General features: G+C 31.0%; 21 protein-coding genes. 10 read left to right on the top strand and 11 right to left on the bottom strand.

Annotated features, from left to right (window positions below; all coding sequences use genetic code 11):
* Positions 1 to 44: 44 nt before the first annotated feature.
* From clcA to KV700_RS09960, 4 genes are all read right to left on the bottom strand, one after another.
* Entirely contained in the window at positions 45 to 1,382 is a 1,338-nt protein-coding gene (gene clcA / locus KV700_RS09975) for a H(+)/Cl(-) exchange transporter ClcA (protein ID WP_218597802.1), read from the bottom strand.
* Positions 1,383 to 1,714: 332 nt separating this feature from the next.
* Positions 1,715 to 2,578, bottom strand: coding sequence for an RNA polymerase sigma factor RpoD/SigA (locus tag KV700_RS09970; RefSeq protein WP_218597801.1), 864 nt, complete (start codon positions 2,576 to 2,578; stop codon positions 1,715 to 1,717).
* A 29-nt stretch (positions 2,579 to 2,607) separates the two neighbouring features.
* The gene (locus KV700_RS09965; RefSeq protein WP_166386762.1) at positions 2,608 to 2,799 is read right to left on the bottom strand and encodes a hypothetical protein; all 192 of its coding nucleotides are present in this window, start codon (positions 2,797 to 2,799) and stop codon (positions 2,608 to 2,610) included.
* Between the two features lie 330 nt (positions 2,800 to 3,129).
* Complete coding sequence (locus KV700_RS09960; protein WP_218597800.1) at positions 3,130 to 5,559, bottom strand: TonB-dependent receptor; 2,430 nt, start codon at positions 5,557 to 5,559, stop codon at positions 3,130 to 3,132.
* 536 nt (positions 5,560 to 6,095) lie between these two features.
* Here KV700_RS09960 and KV700_RS09955 point away from each other — a divergent pair.
* From KV700_RS09955 to KV700_RS09930, 6 genes are all read left to right on the top strand, one after another.
* Entirely contained in the window at positions 6,096 to 7,184 is a 1,089-nt protein-coding gene (locus KV700_RS09955; RefSeq protein WP_218597799.1) for a TlpA disulfide reductase family protein, read from the top strand.
* Between the two features lie 88 nt (positions 7,185 to 7,272).
* Entirely contained in the window at positions 7,273 to 7,965 is a 693-nt protein-coding gene (locus KV700_RS09950; RefSeq protein ID WP_218597798.1) for a DUF2064 domain-containing protein, read from the top strand.
* A gap of 63 nt (positions 7,966 to 8,028) precedes the next feature.
* The gene (locus tag KV700_RS09945) at positions 8,029 to 11,289 is read left to right on the top strand and encodes a SusC/RagA family TonB-linked outer membrane protein (RefSeq protein ID WP_254712898.1); all 3,261 of its coding nucleotides are present in this window, start codon (positions 8,029 to 8,031) and stop codon (positions 11,287 to 11,289) included.
* A 4-nt stretch (positions 11,290 to 11,293) separates the two neighbouring features.
* On the top strand, positions 11,294 to 12,742 hold the full coding sequence (locus tag KV700_RS09940) for a SusD/RagB family nutrient-binding outer membrane lipoprotein (protein ID WP_218597797.1): 1,449 nt from the start codon (positions 11,294 to 11,296) through the stop codon (positions 12,740 to 12,742).
* 100 nt (positions 12,743 to 12,842) lie between these two features.
* A complete protein-coding gene (locus tag KV700_RS09935) occupies positions 12,843 to 13,754 on the top strand; it encodes a nucleoside hydrolase (protein ID WP_218597796.1) in 912 nt (303 codons plus the stop codon).
* Between the two features lies 1 nt (position 13,755).
* Entirely contained in the window at positions 13,756 to 14,727 is a 972-nt protein-coding gene (locus tag KV700_RS09930; RefSeq protein ID WP_218597795.1) for a phosphotransferase, read from the top strand.
* Here the strand turns inward: KV700_RS09930 and arfB are convergent.
* From arfB to KV700_RS09905, 5 genes are all read right to left on the bottom strand, one after another.
* The gene (arfB, locus tag KV700_RS09925) at positions 14,724 to 15,128 is read right to left on the bottom strand and encodes an alternative ribosome rescue aminoacyl-tRNA hydrolase ArfB (protein WP_218597794.1); all 405 of its coding nucleotides are present in this window, start codon (positions 15,126 to 15,128) and stop codon (positions 14,724 to 14,726) included. The two genes, KV700_RS09930 and arfB, sit on opposite strands and share 4 nt — an antisense overlap.
* Positions 15,129 to 15,439: 311 nt before the next feature.
* On the bottom strand, positions 15,440 to 16,036 hold the full coding sequence (locus KV700_RS09920; protein ID WP_218597793.1) for an AAA family ATPase: 597 nt from the start codon (positions 16,034 to 16,036) through the stop codon (positions 15,440 to 15,442).
* Positions 15,997 to 16,629 (bottom strand): nicotinamide riboside transporter PnuC, encoded by a 633-nt coding sequence (pnuC, locus tag KV700_RS09915; RefSeq protein ID WP_218599837.1) that lies wholly within the window; start codon positions 16,627 to 16,629, stop codon positions 15,997 to 15,999. The genes KV700_RS09920 and pnuC overlap by 40 nt, the downstream gene beginning before the upstream one ends.
* Before the next feature lie 410 nt (positions 16,630 to 17,039).
* Entirely contained in the window at positions 17,040 to 17,762 is a 723-nt protein-coding gene (locus KV700_RS09910) for a geranylgeranylglyceryl/heptaprenylglyceryl phosphate synthase (RefSeq protein ID WP_166386742.1), read from the bottom strand.
* Positions 17,763 to 17,837: 75 nt separating this feature from the next.
* Positions 17,838 to 18,713, bottom strand: coding sequence for a helix-turn-helix domain-containing protein (locus KV700_RS09905; protein WP_218597792.1), 876 nt, complete (start codon positions 18,711 to 18,713; stop codon positions 17,838 to 17,840).
* 94 nt (positions 18,714 to 18,807) lie between these two features.
* Between KV700_RS09905 and KV700_RS09900 the strand changes: the two genes are divergently transcribed.
* A complete protein-coding gene (locus KV700_RS09900) occupies positions 18,808 to 19,155 on the top strand; it encodes a DUF983 domain-containing protein (RefSeq protein WP_218597791.1) in 348 nt (115 codons plus the stop codon).
* Positions 19,156 to 19,446: 291 nt separating this feature from the next.
* On the opposite strand, the gene KV700_RS09895 is transcribed toward KV700_RS09900, so the two are convergent.
* Complete coding sequence (locus KV700_RS09895; protein WP_218597790.1) at positions 19,447 to 20,073, bottom strand: 4'-phosphopantetheinyl transferase superfamily protein; 627 nt, start codon at positions 20,071 to 20,073, stop codon at positions 19,447 to 19,449.
* A gap of 63 nt (positions 20,074 to 20,136) precedes the next feature.
* Here KV700_RS09895 and ahcY point away from each other — a divergent pair, with 63 nt between their 5' ends.
* From ahcY to KV700_RS09880, 3 genes are all read left to right on the top strand, one after another.
* A complete protein-coding gene (gene ahcY / locus KV700_RS09890; protein ID WP_218597789.1) occupies positions 20,137 to 21,450 on the top strand; it encodes an adenosylhomocysteinase in 1,314 nt (437 codons plus the stop codon).
* Between the two features lie 882 nt (positions 21,451 to 22,332).
* The gene (locus tag KV700_RS09885; protein WP_218597788.1) at positions 22,333 to 23,139 is read left to right on the top strand and encodes a DNA/RNA non-specific endonuclease; all 807 of its coding nucleotides are present in this window, start codon (positions 22,333 to 22,335) and stop codon (positions 23,137 to 23,139) included.
* 92 nt (positions 23,140 to 23,231) lie between these two features.
* Positions 23,232 to 24,074 (top strand): DMT family transporter, encoded by an 843-nt coding sequence (locus KV700_RS09880; RefSeq protein ID WP_254712897.1) that lies wholly within the window; start codon positions 23,232 to 23,234, stop codon positions 24,072 to 24,074.
* A 134-nt stretch (positions 24,075 to 24,208) separates the two neighbouring features.
* Here KV700_RS09880 and KV700_RS09875 read toward each other — a convergent pair whose 3' ends face one another.
* A complete protein-coding gene (locus KV700_RS09875) occupies positions 24,209 to 25,744 on the bottom strand; it encodes a YifB family Mg chelatase-like AAA ATPase (protein ID WP_218597787.1) in 1,536 nt (511 codons plus the stop codon).
* Positions 25,745 to 25,774 lie beyond the last annotated feature (30 nt).

Genomic DNA, 25,774 nt, shown 5'->3' with positions numbered 1-25,774 from the left:
TAATATGATGTCGTTTTAATTCTCTATAAATGTCTTTTCATTTCTTAAGGTTGTTCCACTGTATTTGCTAAAGTACGTTTTAACAAGGTTGTATAAATAGGTTTGTTTCCTAGTAGCATTGTAAATACAGATGCAGTAACTGTAGTGATTATTAAAGGTAATATTAACTCATAGTTAGATGTCATTTCTATGGCTAATACTAGGCCTGTTAGGGGTGCTCTAACAGTTGCCGAAAAAATACCAGCCATTCCTGCAATGGCAAAAATTCCAGGATGAGAAATTAAATCAGGAAATAATTGTTGCATGCTAATACCAAATAGCACACCTAATATTACACCTAGTGTTAACATGGGTAAGAAGATACCTCCAGGCACACCTAAACTGTAACTAAAAAAAGATAAGAGTAGTCTTACCGTAAATAAAAAAACTAAAAATAATAAAGTAAACGAATTGTCTAACACCTTTGTGATGGTTTCATATCCACCTCCAATCATATCTGGAGAGAAAATACCGATAATAGCAATAATAGATCCCACAAAAATACCTGTATAAAGGATTGGTAATTTATTAGAAAATTGGAAAAAATTTAAAGATAGAATTAGTACTTTGTTGTAAATTAAACCAATAATACTGCAAACTAAACCTAGAATAATAAATAACCATAAACTATAAATATTAGGACTAGGGAACACCATCATTTGTATAGTGGGTTTAGATTCTACTAAAATACGTACTATAAAATCTGCTGAACCAGCACCAATCATAATGGATGCTACGGAATAAAAGTTAAACTTAAAATGTCCATGCATTTCTTCTATTACAAAAATGATACCCGCAAAAGGAGCATTAAAAGCACTTGCAAGTCCTGCAGCAGCTCCGGTAGAAATTAAAGGATTATTTTCAAGACTGGTTTCACCAAAAGTATCTTTAATCATTTTACCAATATTAGCTCCCAATTGAATTGTTGGACCTTCTCTACCTAATAATAACCCACTTCCTAAAGAAAATAAGGAGGCTATAAATTTTATAGGAATTACCCTTTTCCATCTCATTGGACGCACGCCGTCTAAAGCACCTTCGATTTCTTGCACTCCACTCCCTGATGCTTCTGGAGCAAATTTTCGAACTAAAAATAATGCGATACTAATTGCTGTAATAGCAAATAAAATAGGCCATACCCAGCTTACTATATCACCAGTTACTGCATTTTTAAATAAGCTTTCTCTAAAGCTTTCAATATAACTTAGACTAAGCCTAAACAAACCTGCAAAAAGGCCTACAAGAATTCCAATTAATAAAGCATAAAATAACAGTTTGAAATTTTTTGTATTCTCATCTGTAGATCGTAGATGTTTATTATGAGATATATTAAACGGTATCATAAATCAATTATTTTTTGATTCGAGTATTGTAAATGTCACCTAAAAAGTAAAAGATTCCTTATTATTTTAAAAGTAAGAATCGTTGGAACAAATATTTTAAGTTCAAATTTTGTTTGTAGTAAAATTACTAAAAAATGAAATTATAGCCCTTTTTTTACTGATTTACTTTTGTTTTTTTATTGATAATATAAAGGGAAAAGAATACAATAGGAATTTGGAAATTAAAAGTAATTACTTACATAAAGGACATCTTAATGTGGGCTTTAACCAAAAAAAAACCTCAAGCTTCTGCTTGAGATTTTAAAAAGTAATTTCAATAAGTAAACAAAAGTTTACCCTAAATATGTTTTTAAAAGATGTGTTTTAGATTGATGTTGTAAGCGTCTAATTGCTTTTTGTTTTACTTGGCGGACTCTCTCTCTAGATAAATCAATCGTTGCTCCAATTTCCGTTAAGCTATAAGAACTAGGAAGATTAATGCCGTAAAACATTTTTATCACTTTTGCTTCCTTGTTAGAAAGCGTGTCTAAGGCTCTGTTTATTTCAATGGATAAAGATTGCTTCATTAAGTTTTTGTCGGGTCTAGGAGACTCGTCAGACTGTAATACGTTGTATAAGTTAGAATCTTCTCCTTCTTTAAAAGGTGCATCCATAGATACATGTCTACCAGAATTTTTTAAAGATTGCTCTACCTCATCTTCAGTCATGTCTAACTGCTTTGCAATTTCTTTATTGGTAGGCATTCTTTGCTCTCCTTGTTCTAAACGAGCATATATTTTTCGTATTTTATTAATGCTACCAATTTTGTTTAAAGGCAAACGTACAATACGAGATTGTTCTGCTAAAGCAGACATAATAGATTGACGAATCCACCAAACGGCATAAGAGATAAATTTAAAACCTCTTGTTTCGTCAAAACGTTTTGCAGCTTTTACAAGACCTAAATTTCCTTCGTTTATTAAATCAGACAATTTTAAACCTTGTCCTTGATATTGTTTTGCAACAGAAACAACAAACCTTAAATTTGCGGTAACAAGTTTATCTAACGCTCTATTATCTCCTTTTTTTATTTCTAAAGCTAGTTCTACTTCTTCATCAGCAGTTATTAGCCCAATTTTACTAATTTCTTGAAAATATTTCTCTAAAGATTTGGCGTCACGATTGGTTACTTGTTTTACAATTTTAAGTTGTCTCATATATTGTTTCTGGTTTTTGTAGATTAATTTTAAATAAATAGATTGCAATCATCACACGTTTTCATTTCTCCATAATATGTTTCTCTGTATTGATGGATCGTTTTAATAGGAATTCCTAAAAAATACTTTTTAATGTACGTTACTCTAGAATTTAGAGTTCCCATAGCAGACGAATAGTATTTTTGATATTTAGTTTTTCTTTGAACTTTAATTATTTTCATATATATAGATTTAAAGAAGTGTAAAAACACTTTTTTATAAAATTGTAGATGACAAAGGACATAATTTCCTTTAAAAAATTAAGAAGTAGAAAAACTAGAAAGCAGTCGTGATGAATTTATCAGAATGATTTTTTAAAAGACAAAAATCAAAAGAATAAATGCTCGTATTATTTTCGATGTAAAAAGAAGAATTTCTCATGAATCTACAATATACGAAAAAACGAGCGATTTTCAATAGAAAATGCTCGTTTTGTTTATTTTTTTAGTCAGTTTTAATCAAAAACCTCGATATAAGGATAAGAGAATAAATCCTTGGTTATCGCCCTGCGATTAAAACTTTAAGGTAACGCCAACTAAGAAGTTTCTAGTAGCTTGTGGGTAATAACCTGCTCCGTCACCAGTAACTGTATTTCCATTATCAGTATAATCATACGTGTAATAATAACCTCTGTCTACATATTCTGTATTAAAAATATTATTTACCAAAGCAGAAAATACAATCGATTTAAATACTTTGTTTGGTGTTATTTGATACACAATATTAAAATCAGACGTAAAATAATCGTTTAAAACATCGTTATCAGAAATAGCACTTCCAAAATTACTCATGTATTGTTTGCCAACAAATTTAGATAAGAAAGAGAACTGTAGATTGTCTATTGGTTTAAAAATAAACATGTTTCCTGCAATAATATCCGGAGAAAAAGACAAATCTGTATTTCCTAATGCTTGCGGAATTGGGTTTGCATCTCTCGTAATAAAAAAGTCTCTGTTTTTATTAGAACTAAAAGCAACATTCGGTTTTATAGAAAATTGATCTGAAACCCTAATATCTGCATCTATTTCTAAACCTAAACGGTAGCTGTCTCCAGAAGTCGCTCTTACAGGCGCGCCAACATCATCTAAAGCACCAGTTAATACCAACTGGTTTTTATAATTCATATAATAAATATTGGAGTTTAATTTAAAGTTTTCCGACTTAAATCTCCATCCAAATTCTAAATCATTTAAAGTTTCGTGTGTGGTAACTCCGGCTTCAAAATCATTTCTGTTTGGCTCTCTATTTGCAACTGCAAAAGAAGTATATAAATTATTATCGTCGTTAATTTTATAAGTTAAACCAACCTTCGGATTAAAGAAATTAAAGTTTGCATCAACGTCAATTGGAGCTCTTTTAGAAGTAATTCCTTTGGTTTCATAAGTTACAAAACGTCCTTGTACATCTGCATAACCAGATAATTTCTCACTAATATCAAAAGTTGCTTTTGCAAAGATTGAAAAATCTGTTTTCTTAGCGTCAGAAAAATAATATTGATCTCTAATGCTTGCGGTATCTGTAAACTCTTTTCCCCAAATTACTTCACCAAAGTGGTTTCCTGTATAATTAGAATATGAAATTCCTGAAATTAGATTCAGTTTATCCGTTTTGTAATTGGTGTTAAAATTCACTACATAAAAATCGTTTTCTAACCAACGTCTTACAATAGCATCTGTAATCGGTATTAAAGAAGTACTACCGTCTTCATTTTCTACAGTTTTTATCTTTGTTCCTTCTAAGATACCATTATAATTATCAAAATCTAATGTACCGTCTTCATCTAAATCACTAATTACTTCTGTATCTGCTTTGTATTGCTCAAAAAATCCAGCACCTTTTGTATAGTTCAACGCTAAATTAGTAGACCAGTTTTCGTTTAACTTTTCATTCCAATGTAATTGGTAATGGTTTTGGTCATAATCATCCACTTCATTCTCATACGTATAAGGATTCTGTCTTCTATCTTCTTTAAGTTGATCTGCCGTTAAACCTTCCCAAGCTTGGTACGTAACTTCTTTTCCACCAAAAGTAACCGCTTTTATCAATGTGTTTTCATCGGTATAACTACCTTGTAAATAGTACGATTTTATATCAGAGCTTGCTCTATCTACATAACCATCAGAATAAATATTAGACAAACGACCTGCAATTTCTATGTGGTCGTTAATTTTACCTGTTGTAAATTTTACGGTATGTTTTCTAGTTCCGTAAGAACCAAAAGAGTTGGATATTTCTCCACCAGCTTCCTCGGCAACAGCATCTGTTAAAATATTTAAACTCGCACCAAAAGCACCAGAACCATTGGTTGAGGTTCCTACACCACGTTGCAATTGTAAATTCTCTGTAGAAGAAGCAAAATCTCCTAAATTCACCCAAAAAGAACCGTGACTTTCAGCATCATTATACGGTATTCCGTTTACGGTAACATTAATTCTTTCTCCGTTAGAACCACGCACACTCATGTAGGTATAACCAACACCTGCACCAGCATCTGATGATGAAACCACAGAAGGCATATAATTAAGCAGAATAGGAATATCCTGACCTAAATTACGGGTTGCGATTTCCTTTTTAGAAAGATTAGAAAATGTTACTGGCACATCAGCATTTACACGAACTGCAGAAACCAAAACTTCTTCTAAAACCGTGGCATTTGGAACTAAAGTAAACTCAATTTCATTGTTTTTGTCTAAATGAATTTCTTTAGAAACGGTGTTGTAACCAATAAATGAAACCTGAATGGTGTAGTCTCCTTTTAGTAGATTTAATTGAAACTTTCCATCAAAATCGGTAGAAGTTCCTTTGTTGTTTTCTTTCACCAAAATAGTGGCTCCTGGCAAAGATTCATTGTGTTCGTCTACTACTTTTCCTTTTAAAGTAAGCGACTGGGCGTTTGCAAATATACCTGCAAACAAGAATAAAAAAAATGTGATTTTTTTCATTTTAAAATAATTTAAAACGAATAAAAAGAGGTAATTATTCTTGTGATTTATGTTGAATAATTAGTGTTTATCATTTATGTAAAATAAGAACAAAATAATTTTCAGTTAAATTGTTTTACGCTACATAACGATGTGTTATGCAAAATGGCGATTATCGCCTCCCTAAACAGCATTATCTGTTCTAGGTTCATTGGGTATGATCTCAGCCTTAAAAAGTTGAAAGTTTATATCGTTAAAAGTATAAAAAGTCTGTTGAGACTGAAAACTAATAACTGAAACTGCCAACTAAAAAGCACCCCTTTATGAGAACGCTGCAAAATTACCTCAGTTTTTTGACATAAAGAATAACAAAAGCTTTTTTTTTTTGAAGCTATTTCCTGCTTTCACTACTCGCTTTTTTTATCCTAAAAAGGGATAAAAAAGAGCTCAAACATGTCGTTCAATCAGGGCTACATTTGTTTGCTAACTTTATTAAAATAAAATTGTAATTAGTAGTTAATGTTTTTTTCTATCTTTAGAAAACCAAAATCATCAAAATGAAAAAAAGTATTGTAATTTTATGTCTTATAATTGGCTTAATATCTTGTCAAAAAAAACAAAGTGGTTATATTGTAGAAGCAGATATTACAGGTTTAAAAGACAGTACAAAAGTACTTTTATTTAATTCTAACACTTGGAAAGAATTAGATTCTACAATCATCATAAATAATAAATTTACTTTTAAAGGAAAATTAAATGATCCTACACCTGTTGGTATTTATATTTCTGATGTATCTATTGGTTTTTGGTTAGAAAATAAAAAAATTACGATAAATTCTTCTAAAGAAGAACTATTAGAAAAAAATAATGACTTTAGTAAAATTATTACAGGTAGTGAAACAAATAAAATTGCACTTCGTCATGAAAAACTTTTGAAGCCTTTTAGAGACAGGCAAGCAGAAACGTATAAAAAATTTAATAAAAAACTTATTTCAGAAGAAGCATATAAAGCATATAGAGATTCAATTACAAATACTTCTACTAAATTTCTATTCGAGAATCCTAATAATTATTTTTCTTTATCAGAAATCTTAGATTACAGGTTTGATTTAAAAAAAGAAAAACTAGAAGATTATTTCAGTCAACTTCCTTTAGAACTAAAAAAATCTAGTTACGGAAAAATATTGGATGATTTTTTACACTTAAAACGAGTTAAAGAAGGCGATGATATTGCAGATATTATCGGAAAAAACTTAGACGGAGAAGAAGTGAAATTAAGTGATTTTAAAGGCAAAGTAGTGCTGTTAGATTTTTGGGCAGGTTGGTGTCCTCCGTGTATAAAACAAATAAAAGAAGAATTTCCTTCGTTAATAGAAAAATACAAAGACAAAAATTTTCAGATTGTAAGTTATTCATTTGATATAAGAAGAGAAATGTGGAAAAATGCAAGTGATAAATTAGAAATAAATTGGCCAAATTTTTCTAAACTAACTAAGATTAATATTGATCCGGTTGCATTACAATATGATATATCATCCATACCAATTACTTTTATTATAAGCGAAGAAGGGAAAGTTTTAAAAAAAGTAGAATATAATGATGATTTAGAAAAAGAATTGGATAAAGTATTATTGGGTAAAGAGTAAATTTAAATTATATATCATCTTATTTATTATTTTAGCTTTTGTAATTTGCTATATATAATTACGACTGTTACAATTTAAAATATTTTTTTTGATCAATTTAAAACATTCTAAAACTGCTATTCTTATCTTTTCGCTTTCGCAAGAAGCCGAAAATTTACGTAAGCCTTTCCTTCAAAAAAAGGATACGGCTAGCAAACTGAATGCTTTAATTAAAGAAAAAGTTAGTTCTTTAGGCGTAGACTATTTTCATTATACAGAGAAAGACCAAAAAGGAAATAATTTTGGTGAACGTTATGTAAATACTGTTTCCGATATTTTTAAAAAAGGGTATAATAATGTTATAACAGTTGGTAACGATACTTTAGGTTTAGAAAAAAAGCATCTTCGTGCTGCCATAGAATCCGTAGAAAACAATCAAATACCTATTGGACCTTCTTACGATGGTGGTTTTTATCTTTTAGGTATACGTAAAGATCAATTTAAAGCCTCAGAATTTCTTTCACTTCCTTGGGAATCATCAACATTATATAAAGAATTAAAAACACTTTTATCAGCAAAAGAAATAGCAACTGCTACACTTCCTTATTTATACGATTTAGATGAAGAGTTAGATATTTCTAAAAACATTGCGTCACTTTCTTTTCTAAAGATAAAAGCACTTAAATTATTACAAAATCTACAAGTAGTAATTTTAAAAGTAAGCAAATACATTCTTCAAAAATTTAAAGAAGCTTCTTTAAATCACCTATACAATAAAGGACCTCCATTGGTTTGTAATTAATTATAAGTACAATTTTCTGTAAAAACAGGACTTATTATTTTACATACATTTTAACTCAAACTAATGAAAAATTTATTTTTCGGGTTACTTGCGCTATTTACTATTAGCCTAAGTGCTCAAGAAGATCTTGTCGTCTACGTTATAGATTATGAGACCAAAGCACCAATTAAAAACATAACTGTTACGCTTGTGAATGATCAACAAGGTTATGAAGCAGAAAAGACCACAAACGAAGTAGGTAAAGCCTCTTTTAATTCCATTGCCGCTGCAAACGGTTATCAAGTTATTTTTGATGGAAACAAAACATACGGAACCACTATTTCTGATATGGTAGATGTGCGTTCTAATGAAGAATCGGTGGTTAAATTGTTATTGTTTCCGGCTTCATTTCAGCAAGAAATATTAAACGAAGTTGTTGTTACTGCTTTAGGTATTAAAAGAGAAAAGCAATCTTTAGTATCTTCCGTAACCACTATAAAGCCTGCTGCTCTTACAGAAGTTACGCTTACGAACGTGGTAAATAGCCTTGCAGGACAAGTTGCTGGTGTAAAAGTTACCAATGGTTCTTCTGGTGTAGGATCTTCTTCTCGTATTGTTATTCGTGGAGAGAATTCTTTAAGCAGCTCCAATCAACCTTTATTTGTTGTTGATGGTGTGCCTATTAGTAATGAGCAAATTACAAGTGATTTAGTAAACGACGGTTCGTTACAAGAAGTAGATTATGGTAATGGTGCATCTGAAATTAGTCCGGATGATATTGCTTCTATTTCTATTTTAAAAGGAGCTGGTTCTGCTGCTTTATATGGTGCAAGAGCTGCTAACGGAGTGGTACTAATCACTACCAAAAGAGGTGAAAAGAAAAAAGGTTTGGGTATTAGCATTAATAGCTCTTTAACCATAGAGACTTTATTAACCTTACCAGATTATCAAAATGTATATGGTGGTGGTTCTAATGGTGAATATTCTTTTCAAAATGGTGCTGGAGCTGGCGTTAATGATGGTGGTTTAAGTAGTTATGGTCCGCGTTTAGATCAAGGTTTTTTAATCAACCAATTTGATAGTCCATCTGTAGATATCAACGGAAATACAGTTCGTGCTGGAGACGTTATTGCAAGAACACAAGCAGACGGAACTTTAACACCAATTACACCTACAGCTTGGGTTTCTAACCCTAATAATGTGCGTAATTTTTTTAAAACCGGAATTACGAAGCAAAATAATATTGCTATTAGCTCTTCTGGTGATAAAGGAAGTAGTAGATTTTCTTATAGTAATTTAATAAACGAAGGAATTGTACCAAATACCGATTTAAAAAGAGATGGTATCTCTATAAGTTTGAACCAAGAATTACACAACAAGTTACATGTAAATGCTTTTGTTAATTATATTAATACAAGAAGTGGTAACCGTCCTAATTTAGGATACGGATATGAAAACCCTCTTTATGGTTTTAATTGGACAGGTAGACAAGCAGATATTAATTCTTTTAAAAATTATTGGCAAGCAGGACAAGAAGGTTCTCAGCATTTTGATATTAACTACAACTGGTTAACAAACCCTTATTTAACTGTTTTTGAAAACACCAACAGTTTTAATAAAAACAGATTTTTAGGAAACGCTGCTGCCGTTTACAATATTACAGACAAATTAACTGCAACTATACGTACTGGTTTAGATACTTATAATGATAAGCGAGAATTTAGACGTGCTGTAAGTACCAATGCAAATCTAGAAGGATCTTATAGAGAAGACAATGTGTTTTTTAAAGAATTAAACACAGATGTATTAATCTCTTATGATGATGTAATTAATGAAAATTGGAAATACAATGTAAGTGCAGGTGCTAACCGTTTTGATCAAGAAATAGAATACAGTTATACTTTAGCGCCTCAATTAGCTATTCCAGATATTTTTACACTTGCAAACTCTAAAGCTGCTTTGGTTGCAGAAAGTAATACGTTTACTAAAAGAATAAATAGTGTATATGCAACTGGTAATTTAAACTATAAAGATGCTCTTTATTTTGATGTTTCTTATAGAAATGATTGGAGTAGTACCTTACCTGCCAATAACAATTCTTTTGGATATTATTCTGCCGGCGTAAGTGCTGTAATTAGTAAATTAGTGACATTACCTGAAGCAATCTCTTTCTTAAAACTTCGTTTTAGTGGCGCAAGTGTTGGTAATGATACAGATCCTTATCAAAACAACCAGAACTTTTTATTAAATCAGAACTACGGAACCAATTTTCGTGTAACCAATGAGAATGTACTAAAGAATTCCAATTTAAAACCAGAAAGATTAAATGCTTTAGAAACTGGTGTTGAAGCTTGGTTTTTTAAGAATCGATTACAAGTAGATGTTTCTGCCTATCAAAATACCAGTGTAGACCAAATTATATCTAGTCCTATTTCTCAAGCAAGTGGTTTCGGTAATTTTAATATAAACGGTGGAGAAGTTCGTACGAGAGGTTTAGAAATTTTATTGAGTAGTATTCTTATTAAAAATAAAGATTTTAAATGGGAAAGTTCTGTGAATTTTTCTACTTCTAGAAGTATTGTTACAGAATTACCAGAAGGAGTAGATCAATTTGTAACAGGTTCCGCAGACGTATTTTCTGGTTCTGGCGGTTCTAATAGTGTTTTTTATATTGCCCAAGAAGGTGGTAGAGTTGGAGATATGTTTGGTACTGGTTTTGTAGAAATTGATGGAAAAATTCTTCACAATGCTAATGGTTTACCTGTACAAGACCCTAATTTACGCTTATTAGGAAATTATAATCCAGATTTTCAAATAGGTTTTAACAACAACTTTACCTATAAAAATATAAACCTATCCTTTTTATTCGACTGGAGACAAGGTGGAACAATCGTTTCTAGAACGAAAGCTTTAGGAAGTACTTCTGGTGTATTAAAAGAAACTTTAATAGGTAGAGAAACAGGTATTGTAGGTAATGGTGTGGTTAATATAGGTACAGATGCAGCACCACAGTATGTAGCAAATACTACTAATGTTTCTGCACAAACATACAATAATACCTTTTTTGATAGAGGTAATGAAGCAAGTGCATTATATGATGCTTCTTATTTAAAATTAAGACAATTAAGTATTTACTATAAGTTTAATAAAAGCTTAGTAAATAGAGTTGGTTTCCAAAAAATAAAAATTGGGTTAACAGGTAGTAATTTATTCTTGTTTACAGAAAACCCTCACTTTGACCCTGAGCTAAATGCTTTACAAGGACAAAGTATAACACAGGGTGTTGAAGATTTCTCATACCCATCTACAAGAAGTTTCGGAATTAGTATTAAAACTGAATTTTAAGAAAATGAAAAATTATAAAAATATATTTTTAGCAATCTTCGTTTTTAGTACATTTTTTACTGCGTGTACTAACGGTTTCGAAGAAATTAATACAAATAATAATAACCCAGAATCCGTTGCTCCACAGTTTTTATTAACCAATGTTCTTTCGGTTTCTTCAGATTTAAATGCCTACGACCAAGGTTTTAGACAATCCAATTATTTAGCCCAGTTTTCGGCTAGTATTGAGTTTGAACGTATTGATCGTTATGAAATGGGATCTAATAGTGGCTATTGGAATGCTATTTTTGGTTTGCTTTCTGATATTGAATCGATACAAAATTCAGAAACCACAAACAGTGCTTATAATGCCGTTGGTGATATTATGAAAAGTTATTTATTTTCTCAACTTACCGATTTATGGAATGATGTTCCATATACACAAGCTATAGGTGCTATTGATGGTGTTTTTTCGCCTAAATACGATACACAAGAAAGTATTTATACAGATTCTGAAACAGGTATTTTGGCTACTTTAAAAAATGCTGTCGCAACGTTAGAAAACAACAATGCTATTATTGAAGGTGATGTTTTATTTAATGGCGATTTAAGTAAATGGATAAAATTTTCCAACTCTTTACAAGTTCGTTATTTAATGCGTATTAGTAAACGTTTAAGTGATTTTTCAGATTTACAAGCTTTGGCAGATTCAGGTAACCTCATGCAATCTAACAACGATAACGCGGTTCTTCCTTATTTAAGTACATCACCAAATCAGTTTCCTTTATTTAATGCAGCTTCTGGTATTAATAATGAACATACCATGACGATTACTGTAGAAGAAATTTTAAAATCTTGGAACGATCCTAGAATGGCAGTTTTATACAAACCTACAAATGCAACTGCTAATACAACCGCAGAATTTCATGGTTTATTAAACGGACAATCTAGTAATAGTATTGCCGCTAGTGGTGTAGACTTAAATAATATTTCTTTATTCGGAACTATTTTTAGAGATACTCCTAATGGCGTAGACGCACAATATATGCAATATTCCGAAACTCAATTTGCTCTGGCAGAAGCTGTTGCTAAAGGTTTTATTTCTGGTGATGTAAATACGTATTACCAAAACGGAATTGCAGCTAGTTTTGCTTATTATAACACAGAAATTCCTGCAGATTATTTTACAAGAACTGCAGTTGCTTTAGATGGAAGTAACGATGATATCACAAAAATTATGACTCAAAAATGGTTGAGTTTAATTTCTGTAGGTCATGAAGCTTGGTTTAATATTCGTAGAACCGGAATTCCTAATTTAGTAGCTGGTCCAGATAATTTTAATCAAGATCGTTATCCAGTTCGTTATTTGTATCCAGAATCAGAGCAAGCTTCTAACAACGCTAATTATAAAGAAGCTGCAGAAAACATTGGTGGAGACAATATTAATAGTAAAGGTTGGTGGGAAAAAGATTGATTTTTAAATTAAAAATAAAGAGAGGTAAACCCATAATTTATACTTTAAAAATGTGGGTTTACAATCGAAATATAAAACATCATATATAATGACAAATTACATGAAAACGATATACACATTTATACTCTTCTTGTTGGTTTCAGCCTTTGCAGAAGCACAACAGAAACCGATACATTTAATTATAGATGCAGACACCGCAAATGAAGTAGATGATCTTTTTGCACTGGTTCGTGCAATAGATGAACCTGCTTTTAATCTTTTAGCAATTACTTCAGCACAGTTTCATACATCGCCACAAGCAACGGATAATACGGTTGGTGAAAGTCAGGCTATTAATGAGCAAATCATTAAAGTGATGAACCGCCCAGAAATTAAATTGCCTTTAGGTAGTAATGTTCCGTTAGCGTCTATGACAACACCTTCTCCTTCGGAAGCTTCTAGATTTATTATAGAAAAAGCACACGAAATGAAAGGTAACGAAAAGTTAGATTTGGTTATTTTGGGTTCTTGTACTAATGTTGCTTCGGCAATTTTAGAAGATCCTTCTATCATTTCTAAAATCCGTGTAAATTATCTTGGTTTTTGGCACACGGTAAAAACGAATACGTATAGTAAAAAAGAGTTCAATTCTCGTAATGATCCTTTTGCAGTGGATGTACTTTTAAATACGGTAGATTTAGAGTTTAATGTAATGACGGCGACTACTTCTCAGCATTTAGTTTTTAAAAAGAAAACCATCGATAAGCAGTTAAAAGGAAAAGGCGGCATTAAAGACATCTTAGTAAATCGTTGGGATACGTACAACCGTTGGTGGACAAAAAAGGATCCTAAAAAGAAAAAATGGGTAATGTGGGATGTTGCGCTTATTGAGGCTTTAATAAACCCTGAGTTTGCAACAATAACACCTTTGCAAACGCCAAAAGAAAACACAAAACGGACTATTGGTGTCTACACCGGTTTAGATAAAAAAGCAATGGAAAAGGCTTTTTGGAAACACCTTAATAAATTGTAATATGAAATATATTGATATACATACAGATTTAAAAGTCATCAAAGAATTTCTATTAGAAATCAATTTTTTAAAGGAGTCTGAAGAAATTTTATCCGTAGAAAAACCAGGAGAAGGGAACATGAATGTGGTGTTGCGTGTAAAAACCAATCAGCGTTCTTTTATTGTAAAACAATCGCGTCCTTTTGTTCAGAAATATCAAGATATTCCTGCGCCAGAAGATAGAATTGATGTAGAATATCAATTTTATAAAGCGATTGAAAGTCCTGCTGTTACTTCTCATATTCCTAAAATTCTTGCTTATGATGCAAAAAATTATGTATTGATTTTAGAAGATTTAGGGAATTGCGAAGACATGAGCTTTCTTTATAAAAACCGTGTTATTGAAACGGAATCAATTCAACTTTTGGTAGATATTCTTTCTAATATTCATAAAAGTGATATTTCTAATACGTATCCAGAAAACAAAGAATTACGTGCGTTAAATCATCAACATATATTTGTTTTACCTTTTGCTGTTGATAATGGTTTTTCTTTAGATACGATTCAAGATGGATTAGAAGCAGTATCACAAACTTATAAAAACGATGAAAAATTAAAAGAACAAATTGCTTTGGTTGGAGAGCGTTATTTATCCGAAGGAACAACTCTTTTACACGGAGATTATTATCCTGGTAGTTGGATGACCAAAGAAGATGATGTATTTGTAATTGACCCAGAATTTAGTTTTAAAGGTTTTCCAGAATTCGATTTAGGAGTTATGGCGGCACATATAGTGATGGCAACCGGAAATAAACTACTAATTTCTACTGTTAAAAAAGCGTATACATTAAAGTTTAGTGAACGTCTTTTCTTACAAATAACAGGAATTGAAATTATGAGGAGGTTAATTGGTTTAGCCCAACTTCCGTTGGATAGAACTTTAGAAGAAAAGAAAGAATTACTTGAAATAGCGAGATTATTAATTGTTGATTAATCTAATCCTGGTTTTTTTCTCAATGCTTTTTTCACAGAAGTTCTCTTTTTCTTTTCTGCATTTTTTCGAACAGAAGATTTACTTGGTTTTGTAGGTCTTCTTTTTTTCGGACGAATTAAACTGACACGTAATAATTCTAAAAACCGTTTGATTGCTAAGTCTTTGTTTCTGTGCTGAGAACGTGTTTCTTCACAAAATAAGATGAGGTTATTGTCTTTTGTTAATTTAGAAGAAAGCTTGGTTTTTAAAAGTTCTTTTTCGTTATCAGAAAGAGAAAGAGAGTTTTCTAAATCGAAAGTTAATTCAATTTTAGAAGATGTTTTATTTACATGTTGCCCACCAGCACCAGAACTTCTAATGCCTTTAAAATTAAGTTCTTTTAGTATGTTTTCTTTGTTCATGTTCTAAAAATAGATGTTATACCAAATAAACATCAAAATGACTGATTAAATTCATTTCTTTTTCCTTACTAATTCAATATAAAATCTAATCGTAGCTATGGCTATGATTAGATTTTCTATCTCTTATTAAGAAAAAATAACTTAAATTTATCATCAATCATTTTAAAATTCATTTGGTATTAGAATATAGATAAAAGAAAATAGACGAGCTACTTTGGGCTATTCTCTAACTTCTTTTTTCTATTTTTTTAAGACTCAAAAGGAGTGCCAAAATCATTTGTATTTTGATGTAAAAATTGCATGTCTACGTCTTATAAAGATTTAGAAAAAGAATGCAAATCGTTTTTATCGGCAATAATCTTATTAATAACTTCTGTTGCGTTTCTTAAGCGCGTTTCTTTATCTCCTTTTAATAAAATATAAGGTCTGTTATTGTCTATTAAAGATTTTTCAAAAGCATTAAACATTTCTAAACGCAGTTCTGGTCTGTCTCGTAAATCATCTTCTTCCCAAGGCGTATCTATATAGGTTAATAAGTACAAATCATACTGGTTTTTGCTTGCTGCTTCGTTTAGTCTTTCATCAACAAAACCACCATAAAACTCTTCGGAATATACTTTTGTTTCTAATAAATCGGTGTCGCAAATTAAAATTTTATCAGCCTTTTTTGCTAAAGAATTTTCTAATTTCATTTGTCCGATGGCAATAGGAAGTAAATCTTCTTTTTCGCACGTTTTACGCTCGTTGTTCCATTTTTCTTGTAAATATTCACGTGCAAATTCTGGTGCCCAAACCGTATTATAATAACGCGCTAAATGACGAGAAAGAGTTGTTTTTCCTGAAGATTCTGGTCCAAATAAAACTACTTTTACAATGTTAATTGGGTCTTGTTTAAGTTCTTTTTCCATGCTAAATAACCTGATATTGCTATAAAAGTAAATATTAAATATTGAAAACTCGTAAAAGTGAAGCCTTTATAGAAATACAAAGGAGCAGAAATAATATCTCCCACAATCCAATAAATCCAGTTTTCTATTTTTCGTTTTGCCATTAACCACATTCCTACAAAGAAAATAGCTGTTGTAAGGGTGTCTACATAAGCCGTCCAACTTGTCCATTTTTCGAAATACGTATAAATTCCGTACACAAAAATTAAGGTTGCTATAAAGATAAAGATACTTAGTTTTTTTTCTTTTAAAGTAGTTCTAGAAATCGGCGTTTCATGCTCACCATCGCTTTTATAAGTCCAAATATACCAGCCATAAACACTCATAACAAAGTAGTAGGCATTTATCATCATATCACCTAAAAGTTCCCATTTATAAAGTAGGTACACAAAAATAAGCGTGCTAATCATTCCTGTAGGAAAAACCCATATTTTATTCAATTTAGAGTACCAAACAGATAAGAAACCGAATATTATAGCAATAATTTCTAATGAAATATCTGTAGTAGAATAGGTTTTATATTGTCCGAAAAGGAAATCGATAATTTCTGACATTGGGTTTTGTTTTAAGTTGTAAAAGTAACCTTTTCTGTTTTTATTAGTAAACGTAAAAGTGTAATTCATTTAAAACTACTTTAAAAAAGATAATCGTGTCATTTCGAACTTTAGGGAGGAAATCTCATAAGGTTTGGTTGTTGTTGTGTTATCACTGTTATGTGATTTCTCCTAACGTCGAAATGACAATTGTTGTGTTTTTTTTGCGTTCAGTTTTTGCTACACTCAGTTTTGTGATTTCGACCTTTTGGGAGGAAATCTCATAAGGTTTGGTTTTTGTTGTGGTATTACTTTTATGAGATTTCTCAATACTTGGAAATGACATATTTGTGGTTCAATGTTGTAGTGTCACTGTTATGTGATTTCTCAATACTTCGAAATGACAAACTGCGAGAAAATATTACAATGTATTATTTTTTAAGTTGATTAAAAAACGCTTCATCATTTTCAAAAGCAGTACCAATAACCACTAAATCTGCACCAGCATTAAAAGCGGTTTCTAATTGTTTTTTAGAACGAATTCCGCCACCAACAATTAAAGGAATGTTTAAATTCTCACCCACAACAGTGATAATATTATGGCTGACTGCCTCAGTCGCTCCGGAACCGGCTTCTAGGTAAATTAGTTTTTTACCAGAAAATTCGCCAGCTAAAGCGGTGTTTAAAATGAGTTCGGTGTTTTCTTGCGCAATTGGTTTTGTGTTGCTTACTTTTTGGGTAGCTGTATCTTTTTTGCCATCAATTAAGATATATCCTGTAGAAATAATCTCTAAAGAAGAATCCTTCAAAAAAGGGACACTTCTTATTTGTTGTTCAATTAAATATTCTGGATTTCTGCCAGAAAGTAGACTTAAAAATAGAATTCCGTCTGCTTTTTGAGAGATTTGTTTTACATCACCAGGAAAAAGAACAACAGGCAAATGCGTTGTTTTTTTAATTGCCGCAACAACTGTATCCGTTACGTTATCTTTATCTGTACTACCACCAACAAATATATGCGTTGTTATAGATTGATGTACTTTTTCAAAAAAAGAAACGATGTTTTTTAGATCAATCTTTTCTGGATCGATTAAAACTGCTAACAGTTTTTTGCCTTCTTTTTTTGCTAGTAAAATGTTCTTATAAATATTCACAACTGCGAAAATAAGAAATTACAAGCAGATTAATATTAAAGAGGTCTGTTTTTACAAGTAGTGCTAATTGTCTATTTATGAAGTATACTTTTTTCTAAAATCCATTGGCGTACAACCAGTTTTAGATTTAAAGAATCGAGAAAAATAGGCATAATCAGAAAACTGAAGTGTCTCTGCAATAGCAGCTAAATTATTTCCAGAATGAATAATTAACCTTTTCGATTCTAAGATAATTCTTTCAGAAATTAATTGACTTGTAGTTTTGTTCAGTGCTTTTTTTACAACCCTGTTGAGGTGTTTTGTGGTGATGTTTAATTGATCGGAATAAAATTTAGGTAATTTCTCTTTATAAAAATGTTGGTGTATTAAGTTTTCTAGATTTTCTAGTATAATTGAATAACTAGTAGAAACGAGTTTTTCTAAATTAACATCTGCAGTGTAAGCCCTTGTTAAATCTATATAAATACTATTTATAAGGTTTATTATTTTTAACTCTCTTAACAAGTTTTGTTGTTGATATTCTGCGTACACTTCTTCAAACTTTAGTTTTAATACATCTATTTTTAATGGAGACAATTCTAAGAAAGGCGGATTCTGATTCGAATAATAAAAAGGAAATGAGTGAAGGGTATGATCTAAAAATTTTATTTCATAAAATTCTTGAGAGTGGAAAAAGATAAAACCTTCTGGTTTTGTATCAAACTGCCAAGAATGAGTTTGACCAGGTTTTAAAAAGAAAACCTTCCCTGGGTTTACTTGGTAAGAATTAAAATCAATTTCATGCGTACCAAATCCTCCGGTAAAAAGAACACATAAGTAAAAATTATGACTGTGAGGTTTGTCAATTAACTTCTTATTCAATTCCAAATGGTTTGAAAAAGAATTGACATACAAATCCTTTAAAGATTCAGATTCTTTAAATTGATCAATTTTTAAAACAGGTATTTTCATAAGAATGTCCTAAAAGTACAAAAAATGGCGATTATACTATATGGTAAATGTAGTTTTATCAACTTAATTTTGTTATATTATTAAATTAGAGAGTATGGCAAATGTAATTGATATGTTAAAATGTAAATGTCCTAATTGTAAAAAAGGGAAAATGTATAGCGAATTAGGGAATCTTCTTCTGCTTAGATCTCCTAAAATGTATACAACTTGTAGCGAGTGTCATTTTAAATTCGAGAAAGAACCAGGTTTCTTTTTTGGAGCTATGTTTGTAACTTATGCACTTATATCGGCAGAAATGATAGCAGGTATGGTTTTATTTAAGTTTATATTAGATTTCTCTTACATAACTGTTGCGCTTTTAGCAATTACAACGATTATTTTATTAAGTACCTTTAATCTAAGACTTTCTAGATCTATTTGGATTTATATGTTTTATCACTAGTGTCCCCTAAAAAGACTTAAAAACGCTCTGCTAAAAGACACAAGAAATAAGACTTTCTCTATTTACTGTTTTTAAGTATTTTGTATATTATAAAGTCATTAAAAAAAATATTGTTAATCGTAATTTCATATTCCAATTCAAATATTCACGTAATAATTTCTATCTAAACAAATTGAATTTCATAAAGTTGACTGAAGAAAATGATGCTTTATAATAATTTATATAAAATTGATTTTATAGCGGTATTTTTAAAAATAAAATTTAATTCCCTTAATTTAAATCTTAATAGCTTTAATAAGCATAGACACACGTAAAACCATCAAACTCTAAAAATTCAATATTGTAGGCAGTCGTTTTTCCTTCATATCTAATTTCTCCCGTAGTTTTAGCATCAGAAAACTTAAAATCTTCAATATAAATATTTTCTAAAAAGCGTAATTTTTTCTTTCCGTAAATTTTATACAAACTCTCTTTTCCTCCCCAAACAATCGTCAATTTACTAATTAAAGCATTGTGGTTTGCAATGGTAACATACTCTTTAACGTGCGTAAACTTGTGTGCAATTTTTAATATTTTGTCACGTTGCATTTCAATATCAATACCAACATGTAAATCATCAGAAATTATTAAGCCAGAAAAAGTAAAAGAATGGGTAATAGAAATATACTTTCCATCTTTTAAATGCGGTTTTCCAAATTCATCATAAATTAAATCAGCATCAGAATAGCCTGCTTCTTTTAATAAATGACGGACACTTAAAAAACCTCTTTGGTGTAAGTCAGATTTCATACTATCTAAACGAATTTGGCTTTTATCAGAAAGTAAAACGTTCTTATTTAATTCATTAAAGGATTCATCAATTTTCCAAATAAATACTTTGGTGTTTTCGTTAATCGTTAAACTTTTGTAAAGAGGCATACTTTTTTAAAATGGATGTCGTAACTTTGCAGTTCGAAAAATTAGAATATAAATATACATAATATGAGCACTAAATTAGCTTACGTACCAAACAAAGTTAAGGATATTTCTTTAGCAGATTGGGGGAGAAAAGAAATTTTATTGGCAGAAGCAGAAATGCCAGGATTAATGTCTTTAAGAGAGGAATACAAAAACGAGCAACCTTTAAAAGGAGCTAGAATTGCAGGGTGTTTACACATGACAATTCAAACAGCAGTTTTAATAGAAACTTTACAAGCTTTAGGTGCAGAAGTAACTTGGAGTTCTTGTAATATTTTTTCTACACAAGACCAAGCAGCAGCAGCAATTGCAGCAGCAGGAACAGCGGTTTACGCTTGGAAAGGTTTAACAGAAGAAGAATTTGACTGGTGTATAGAACAAACTTTATTCTTTGGAGAAGACAGAAAACCATTAAACTTAATTTTAGATGATGGTGGAGATTTAACAAACATGGTTTTGGATAAATATCCAGAATTAGCTGCAGGAATCAATGGTTTATCAGAAGAAACTACCACAGGAGTTCATAGACTTTATGAAAGAGTAAAAGCAGGAACTTTACCAATGCCAGCAATTAACGTAAACGATTCTGTTACAAAATCTAAATTCGATAACAAATATGGTTGTAAAGAATCTGCAGTAGATGCAATTCGTAGAGCAACAGATATTATGTTAGCAGGTAAACGTGTTACTGTATGTGGTTACGGAGATGTAGGTAAAGGAACAGCAGCATCATTTAAAGGAGCAGGTTCTATTGTTACGGTTACAGAAATCGATCCTATTTGTGCTTTACAAGCTGCAATGGACGGTTTTGAAGTTAAGAAATTAGAAACTGTTGTTGGTAATTCAGACATTATTATTACAACTACAGGAAACAAAGATATTATACAAGGTCGTCATTTCGAAGCAATGAAAGACAAAGTTATTGTATGTAACATTGGGCACTTTGATAATGAAATTGACATGGCTTGGTTAAACGGTAATCACGGTCACACAAAAGACACTATTAAACCTCAGGTTGATAAATATAACATTAACGGAAACGATATTATTTTATTAGCAGAAGGTCGTTTGGTAAACTTAGGTTGTGCAACCGGTCACCCAAGTTTTGTAATGAGTAACTCATTTACAAACCAAACTTTAGCACAAATAGAACTTTGGAAAAACAGAGATGCTTATGAAAACGAAGTGTACATGTTACCAAAACATTTAGATGAAAAAGTAGCAAAATTACACTTAGCTAAAATAGGAGTAGAGCTTACAGAATTACGCGAAGAGCAAGCCTCTTATATTGGTGTAACTGTAGATGGTCCTTATAAGCCAGAACACTATAGATACTAGAAATAGTTTTTAGGTTTTAGTTGTTGGTTTTTAGTAGCAACTTGAATTCATAAAATTATTCTGTCATTTCGAAATGAGCCTTTTTGGGCGATTGAGAAATCTCATAATACCTGAAAACCCTTTCATTAATTTGAAAGGGTTTTTCTTTTTTTTCTGTCATTCCGAAATGAGTCTTTTTAGACGATTGAGGAATCTTATAACAGCAGAATATTTTCATTAATTTGAACTTTTTTAGTTATTGTGTTACAAGAAAAAATGAAGTAAATTTCACTCTAACTGACATCATATTTTTTATACTGTCCCATCGAGTGATTTTGTTTTTTTTACAAAATTGTATCGAGATGTTTTATTTTTGGGCGTTTTAACAGGCTTTCCACTATATCTTTTTTGAGAAAAACAAAAAAGGATGCCGTTTCAATCCTTAACGCGGGTTTTTAGCATTTTTAAATATGTCTATTTTTCCTGCAAGGTTTCAAAAACCTTGTAGGTATAAGTTTGATAAGCCATATTTTGGCTAAAGCCACTTTGTTGCAAATATTTAAAGACCTGCAGATAAATCTACAGTCAATTAAAAACTTCATGCTTATATTCAGTTTATCAATTGTCACAGACTTTCGTCTGAATAGAAGAACATTTTTTGCGTTGAAAAGGATAAAAAACAAACAACATTTGGGCTAAATCCATTGTGTTACAGGTAATTAAAATCTCATGTTTATATTGATTTCATGAATTGTCACAGACTTTAGTCTGTGTTTAATTAATATGTAAAATATTGGCTTTAGCCAAATAATTATAGATTGATTAGAAAAAGTGATTGATAATTTTAAAGAGTAAATTCCATCTTCTCATTCTTTCATACCTTTACAACTTAAAATAATCACCTTGAAAAAAAAACAAATACTATCCATCATAGCCATTATTATATTAGTAGCTGTTTTAGGTTCTGAAGAACTATTAGATGCTAAAAAAGAAAATAACATAATAGAAAACGGTAAAACACCTAAAGCAACAACCAATCAATATTTTCTACCAACAAGTACTACAAACCAGGTTATACATCATCAAAACTATTCACTATCCTATAGCGAAAAACACGAACAAGCAGAATGGGTTGCGTATGAGTTAAAAGCTTCCGATTTAAGCAGTACAAATTACAAAAGACCTTATTTTGAAATAGACAGTGCCGTAAAAACCAAAGCAGCACATTGGCGGAATTATAAAAATTCTGGTTACGATAAAGGGCATTTATGTCCGGCAGCAGACAGACGTTTTACCAAAGCAGCACACGATGAAACCTTTTTAACAAGTAATATTAGTCCGCAAGAACACCAATTTAACGCAGGAGTTTGGAATCGTTTAGAACAGAAAGTACGGTATTGGGCAAAGAAAAACGATGGTGTTTTTGTAATTACAGGCGGGGTTTTAGAAAACAATTTAAAAACGATTGGTAGTGAAGCCGTTTCTGTACCAAATCAGTTTTATAAAGTAATACTTGACAAAACAAACGGTAAAATTAAAATGTTGGCTTTTCTAATGCCTCATAAAGAATCGAAATTACCTTTGTATAAATTTGTGGTTTCTGTAGATAAAATAGAGGCTAAAACAGGTATTGATTTCTTTAAAGAACTAGACGATACTATAGAAGAAAAACTAGAAAGTTCTAGTAGTTATAAAAACTGGAGTTTTTAGAAAACCCAATATTAAACTGGTTAGCCAGTTTAATATTCACTATTTTTGTACCCACTTTAATAGGTGTTTAAAATAGTACAAACTACCACTTCATGAAAAGCTCAAAGGCAATTTTTTATATGATTTTTAGTGTTATTGCATTTTCACTAATGAATACTGTTGTAAAATTCTTAAATGATTTTAGTGCTTATCAAATTGTGTTTTTTAGATCTATTGGTACGTTGTTTTTTACGGTGCCATTAATTTTAAAAGCGAAGATTCCTATTTTAGGGAAAAATAAAAAACTGTTATTTATTAGAGGACTTGCAGGAGTAATTTCTTTAACCACTTTTTTTCAGGCTTTAAATTATTTAGCAATTGGTACGGCAGTTTCATTAAGGTATACCTCTCCTATTTTTGCAGCAATTCTTGCGCTTATTTTCTTAAAAGAAAAAATTAAACTAGTACAATGGTTTTTATTTTTACTCTCCTTTGCAGGAGTTTTAGTAATTAAAGGGTTTGGTGGAGATGTAGATTCTATGGGAATAATCTTAGTTCTTTTGTCAGCAATTTCATTAGGTGTAATTTTTGTAGTAATTCGTAAAATAGGAGACACAGAAAACCCATTAGTAATTATCAATTATTTTATGGTAATGGCTTTTGTTTTTGGAGGTATTATGTCTATTAATAATTGGAAAAACCCAAATTTAGTAGAATGGTTATTATTACTAAGTTTAGGTATTTTTGGTTATGTTGGTCAATTATATATGACCAAAGCATTACAGTCTCACGAAACCAATGTAATTGCACCTTTAAAGTATTTAGAAGTCATTTTTATGATTGTTATTGGCGCTTTTTGGTTTGGAGAAATTTATACTCTTTGGACTTTACTAGGAGTCTTTCTAATTATGTTCGGTTTGCTTTATAATATCTATTTAAAACGAAAACGTAGTTAATTTTACTAAAAGGTTTTTTTTAGAATCAACCTCATTGAATAGATAAAACACAAAAACAAACAGTTTTTCAACCATAATTCTCTGCGAACTTTGCAATTTACCTTTGCGTCTTTGCGTTTAATTAATGTCAACTTTTACCCCAACCAACCATCTCTATCTAAACTTCTATATTGTATGGCTTCTGCAATATGATCTGGAGAAATATCTTTAATATTTGCCAAATCTGCAATAGTTCTAGAAACTTTTAATATCCTGTCATAAGCACGAGCAGAAAGGTTTAATTTTTCCATAGCCGTTTTTAATAACGTTAAACTTTCTTCGGATAATTTACAAAACTCACGAATTTGTTTCACGCTCATTTGGGCATTATAATGTACATTTTCAAAATCTATAAAACGTTCAGATTGTATTTCTCTAGCCGCTGTAACGCGTTCTCTAATTACAACGCTAGATTCCCCTTTTCTTTCTTCGGTTAGTTTTTCAAACGGAACGGGAGTTACTTCTATATGAATATCAATTCTGTCTAATAAAGGTCCTGAAATCTTACTTAAATAACGTTGCATTTCTTGTGGAGAAGAAGTCATCGGACTATTTGGGTCGTTAAAAAAACCACTCGGACTCGGATTCATACTTGCCACCAACATAAAACTACTTGGATAGGTAACCGTAAATTTTGCACGAGAAATAGTTACTTCTCTGTCTTCTAAAGGTTGACGCATTACTTCCAACACATCTCTCTTAAATTCAGGTAATTCATCTAAAAATAAAACACCGTTATGAGACAAAGAAATTTCTCCAGGACGAGGATATTGTCCGCCGCCGACCAAAGCGACATTTGAAATCGTATGATGTGGGCTTCTAAAAGGACGTTGGTATAGCAAACCCTCCTTTTTAATTTTACCTACCACAGAATGAATTTTTGTAGTCTCTAATGCTTCATGTAACGTCATTGGAGGTAAAATAGATGGCAATCTTTTTGCTAGCATTGTTTTTCCAGACCCTGGAGGTCCAATTAAAATAATATTATGCCCGCCAGCAGCAGCAATCTCCATACAACGTTTAATAGACTCTTGTCCTTTTACATCAGAAAAATCGAACTCTGGGAAATCGATATTTTTATAAAACTCAGCCCTTGTATCTACAATAGTGGGTTCAATTTTTTCATCATCATTAAAATGATTGATAACTTCTAAAATATTTTCTACACCTAAAACTTCTAAATCATCTACAATGGCGGCTTCTTTCGCGTTTTCCTTCGGAAGAATTAAATACTTGTAACCTTCTTCTCTTGCTTTTATGGCAATTGGTAAAGCACCTCTTATGGGCTGTAAGCTTCCGTCTAAAGAAAGTTCTCCCATAATAATATATTCCTCAATATGGTCTGATTTTATTTGCGATGATGCTGCTAAAATTCCAACAGCTAAAGTTAAATCATAAGAAGCACCTTCTTTCCGAATATCGGCAGGAGCCATGTTTATGATAATTTTCTTTCCTGGAAGTTTGTAATTGTTGTTATTGAGTGCTGCGGAAATTCGATACGAACTTTCTCGAACAGCATTATCTGGCAAACCTACCAAATGATAGCCAATTCCTTTATCAATATTTACTTCTACGGTAATTGTGGTTGCCTCAATACCAAAAACGGCAGAGCCATAGACTTTTACAAGCATTCTTTTTCTTTTTTCTAAAGATAAAGAAAA

It is taken from the genome of Polaribacter sp. NJDZ03 (genome assembly GCF_019263805.1).
In the GTDB taxonomy this organism is placed as follows: domain Bacteria; phylum Bacteroidota; class Bacteroidia; order Flavobacteriales; family Flavobacteriaceae; genus Polaribacter.
Note: the sequence above shows the minus strand (reverse complement) of the source record. Positions and strands in the feature narration are given on the sequence as shown.

Bases quoted from the DNA above. Each gene is read 5' to 3' on its own strand.
- clcA (WP_218597802.1), bottom strand. From the start codon at position 1,382: ATGATACCGTTTAATATATCTCATAATAAACATCTACGATCTACAGAT.
- KV700_RS09970 (WP_218597801.1), bottom strand. From the start codon at position 2,578: ATGAGACAACTTAAAATTGTAAAACAAGTAACCAATCGTGACGCCAAA.
- KV700_RS09965 (WP_166386762.1), bottom strand. From the start codon at position 2,799: ATGAAAATAATTAAAGTTCAAAGAAAAACTAAATATCAAAAATACTAT.
- KV700_RS09960 (WP_218597800.1), bottom strand. From the start codon at position 5,559: ATGAAAAAAATCACATTTTTTTTATTCTTGTTTGCAGGTATATTTGCA.
- KV700_RS09955 (WP_218597799.1), top strand. From the start codon at position 6,096: ATGAAAAAAAGTATTGTAATTTTATGTCTTATAATTGGCTTAATATCT.
- KV700_RS09945 (WP_254712898.1), top strand. From the start codon at position 8,029: ATGAAAAATTTATTTTTCGGGTTACTTGCGCTATTTACTATTAGCCTA.
- KV700_RS09940 (WP_218597797.1), top strand. From the start codon at position 11,294: ATGAAAAATTATAAAAATATATTTTTAGCAATCTTCGTTTTTAGTACA.
- KV700_RS09935 (WP_218597796.1), top strand. From the start codon at position 12,843: ATGAAAACGATATACACATTTATACTCTTCTTGTTGGTTTCAGCCTTT.
- KV700_RS09930 (WP_218597795.1), top strand. From the start codon at position 13,756: ATGAAATATATTGATATACATACAGATTTAAAAGTCATCAAAGAATTT.
- arfB (WP_218597794.1), bottom strand. From the start codon at position 15,128: ATGAACAAAGAAAACATACTAAAAGAACTTAATTTTAAAGGCATTAGA.
- KV700_RS09920 (WP_218597793.1), bottom strand. From the start codon at position 16,036: ATGGAAAAAGAACTTAAACAAGACCCAATTAACATTGTAAAAGTAGTT.
- pnuC (WP_218599837.1), bottom strand. From the start codon at position 16,629: ATGTCAGAAATTATCGATTTCCTTTTCGGACAATATAAAACCTATTCT.
- KV700_RS09905 (WP_218597792.1), bottom strand. From the start codon at position 18,713: ATGAAAATACCTGTTTTAAAAATTGATCAATTTAAAGAATCTGAATCT.
- KV700_RS09900 (WP_218597791.1), top strand. From the start codon at position 18,808: ATGGCAAATGTAATTGATATGTTAAAATGTAAATGTCCTAATTGTAAA.
- KV700_RS09895 (WP_218597790.1), bottom strand. From the start codon at position 20,073: ATGCCTCTTTACAAAAGTTTAACGATTAACGAAAACACCAAAGTATTT.
- ahcY (WP_218597789.1), top strand. From the start codon at position 20,137: ATGAGCACTAAATTAGCTTACGTACCAAACAAAGTTAAGGATATTTCT.
- KV700_RS09880 (WP_254712897.1), top strand. From the start codon at position 23,232: ATGAAAAGCTCAAAGGCAATTTTTTATATGATTTTTAGTGTTATTGCA.
- KV700_RS09875 (WP_218597787.1), bottom strand. From the start codon at position 25,744: ATGCTTGTAAAAGTCTATGGCTCTGCCGTTTTTGGTATTGAGGCAACC.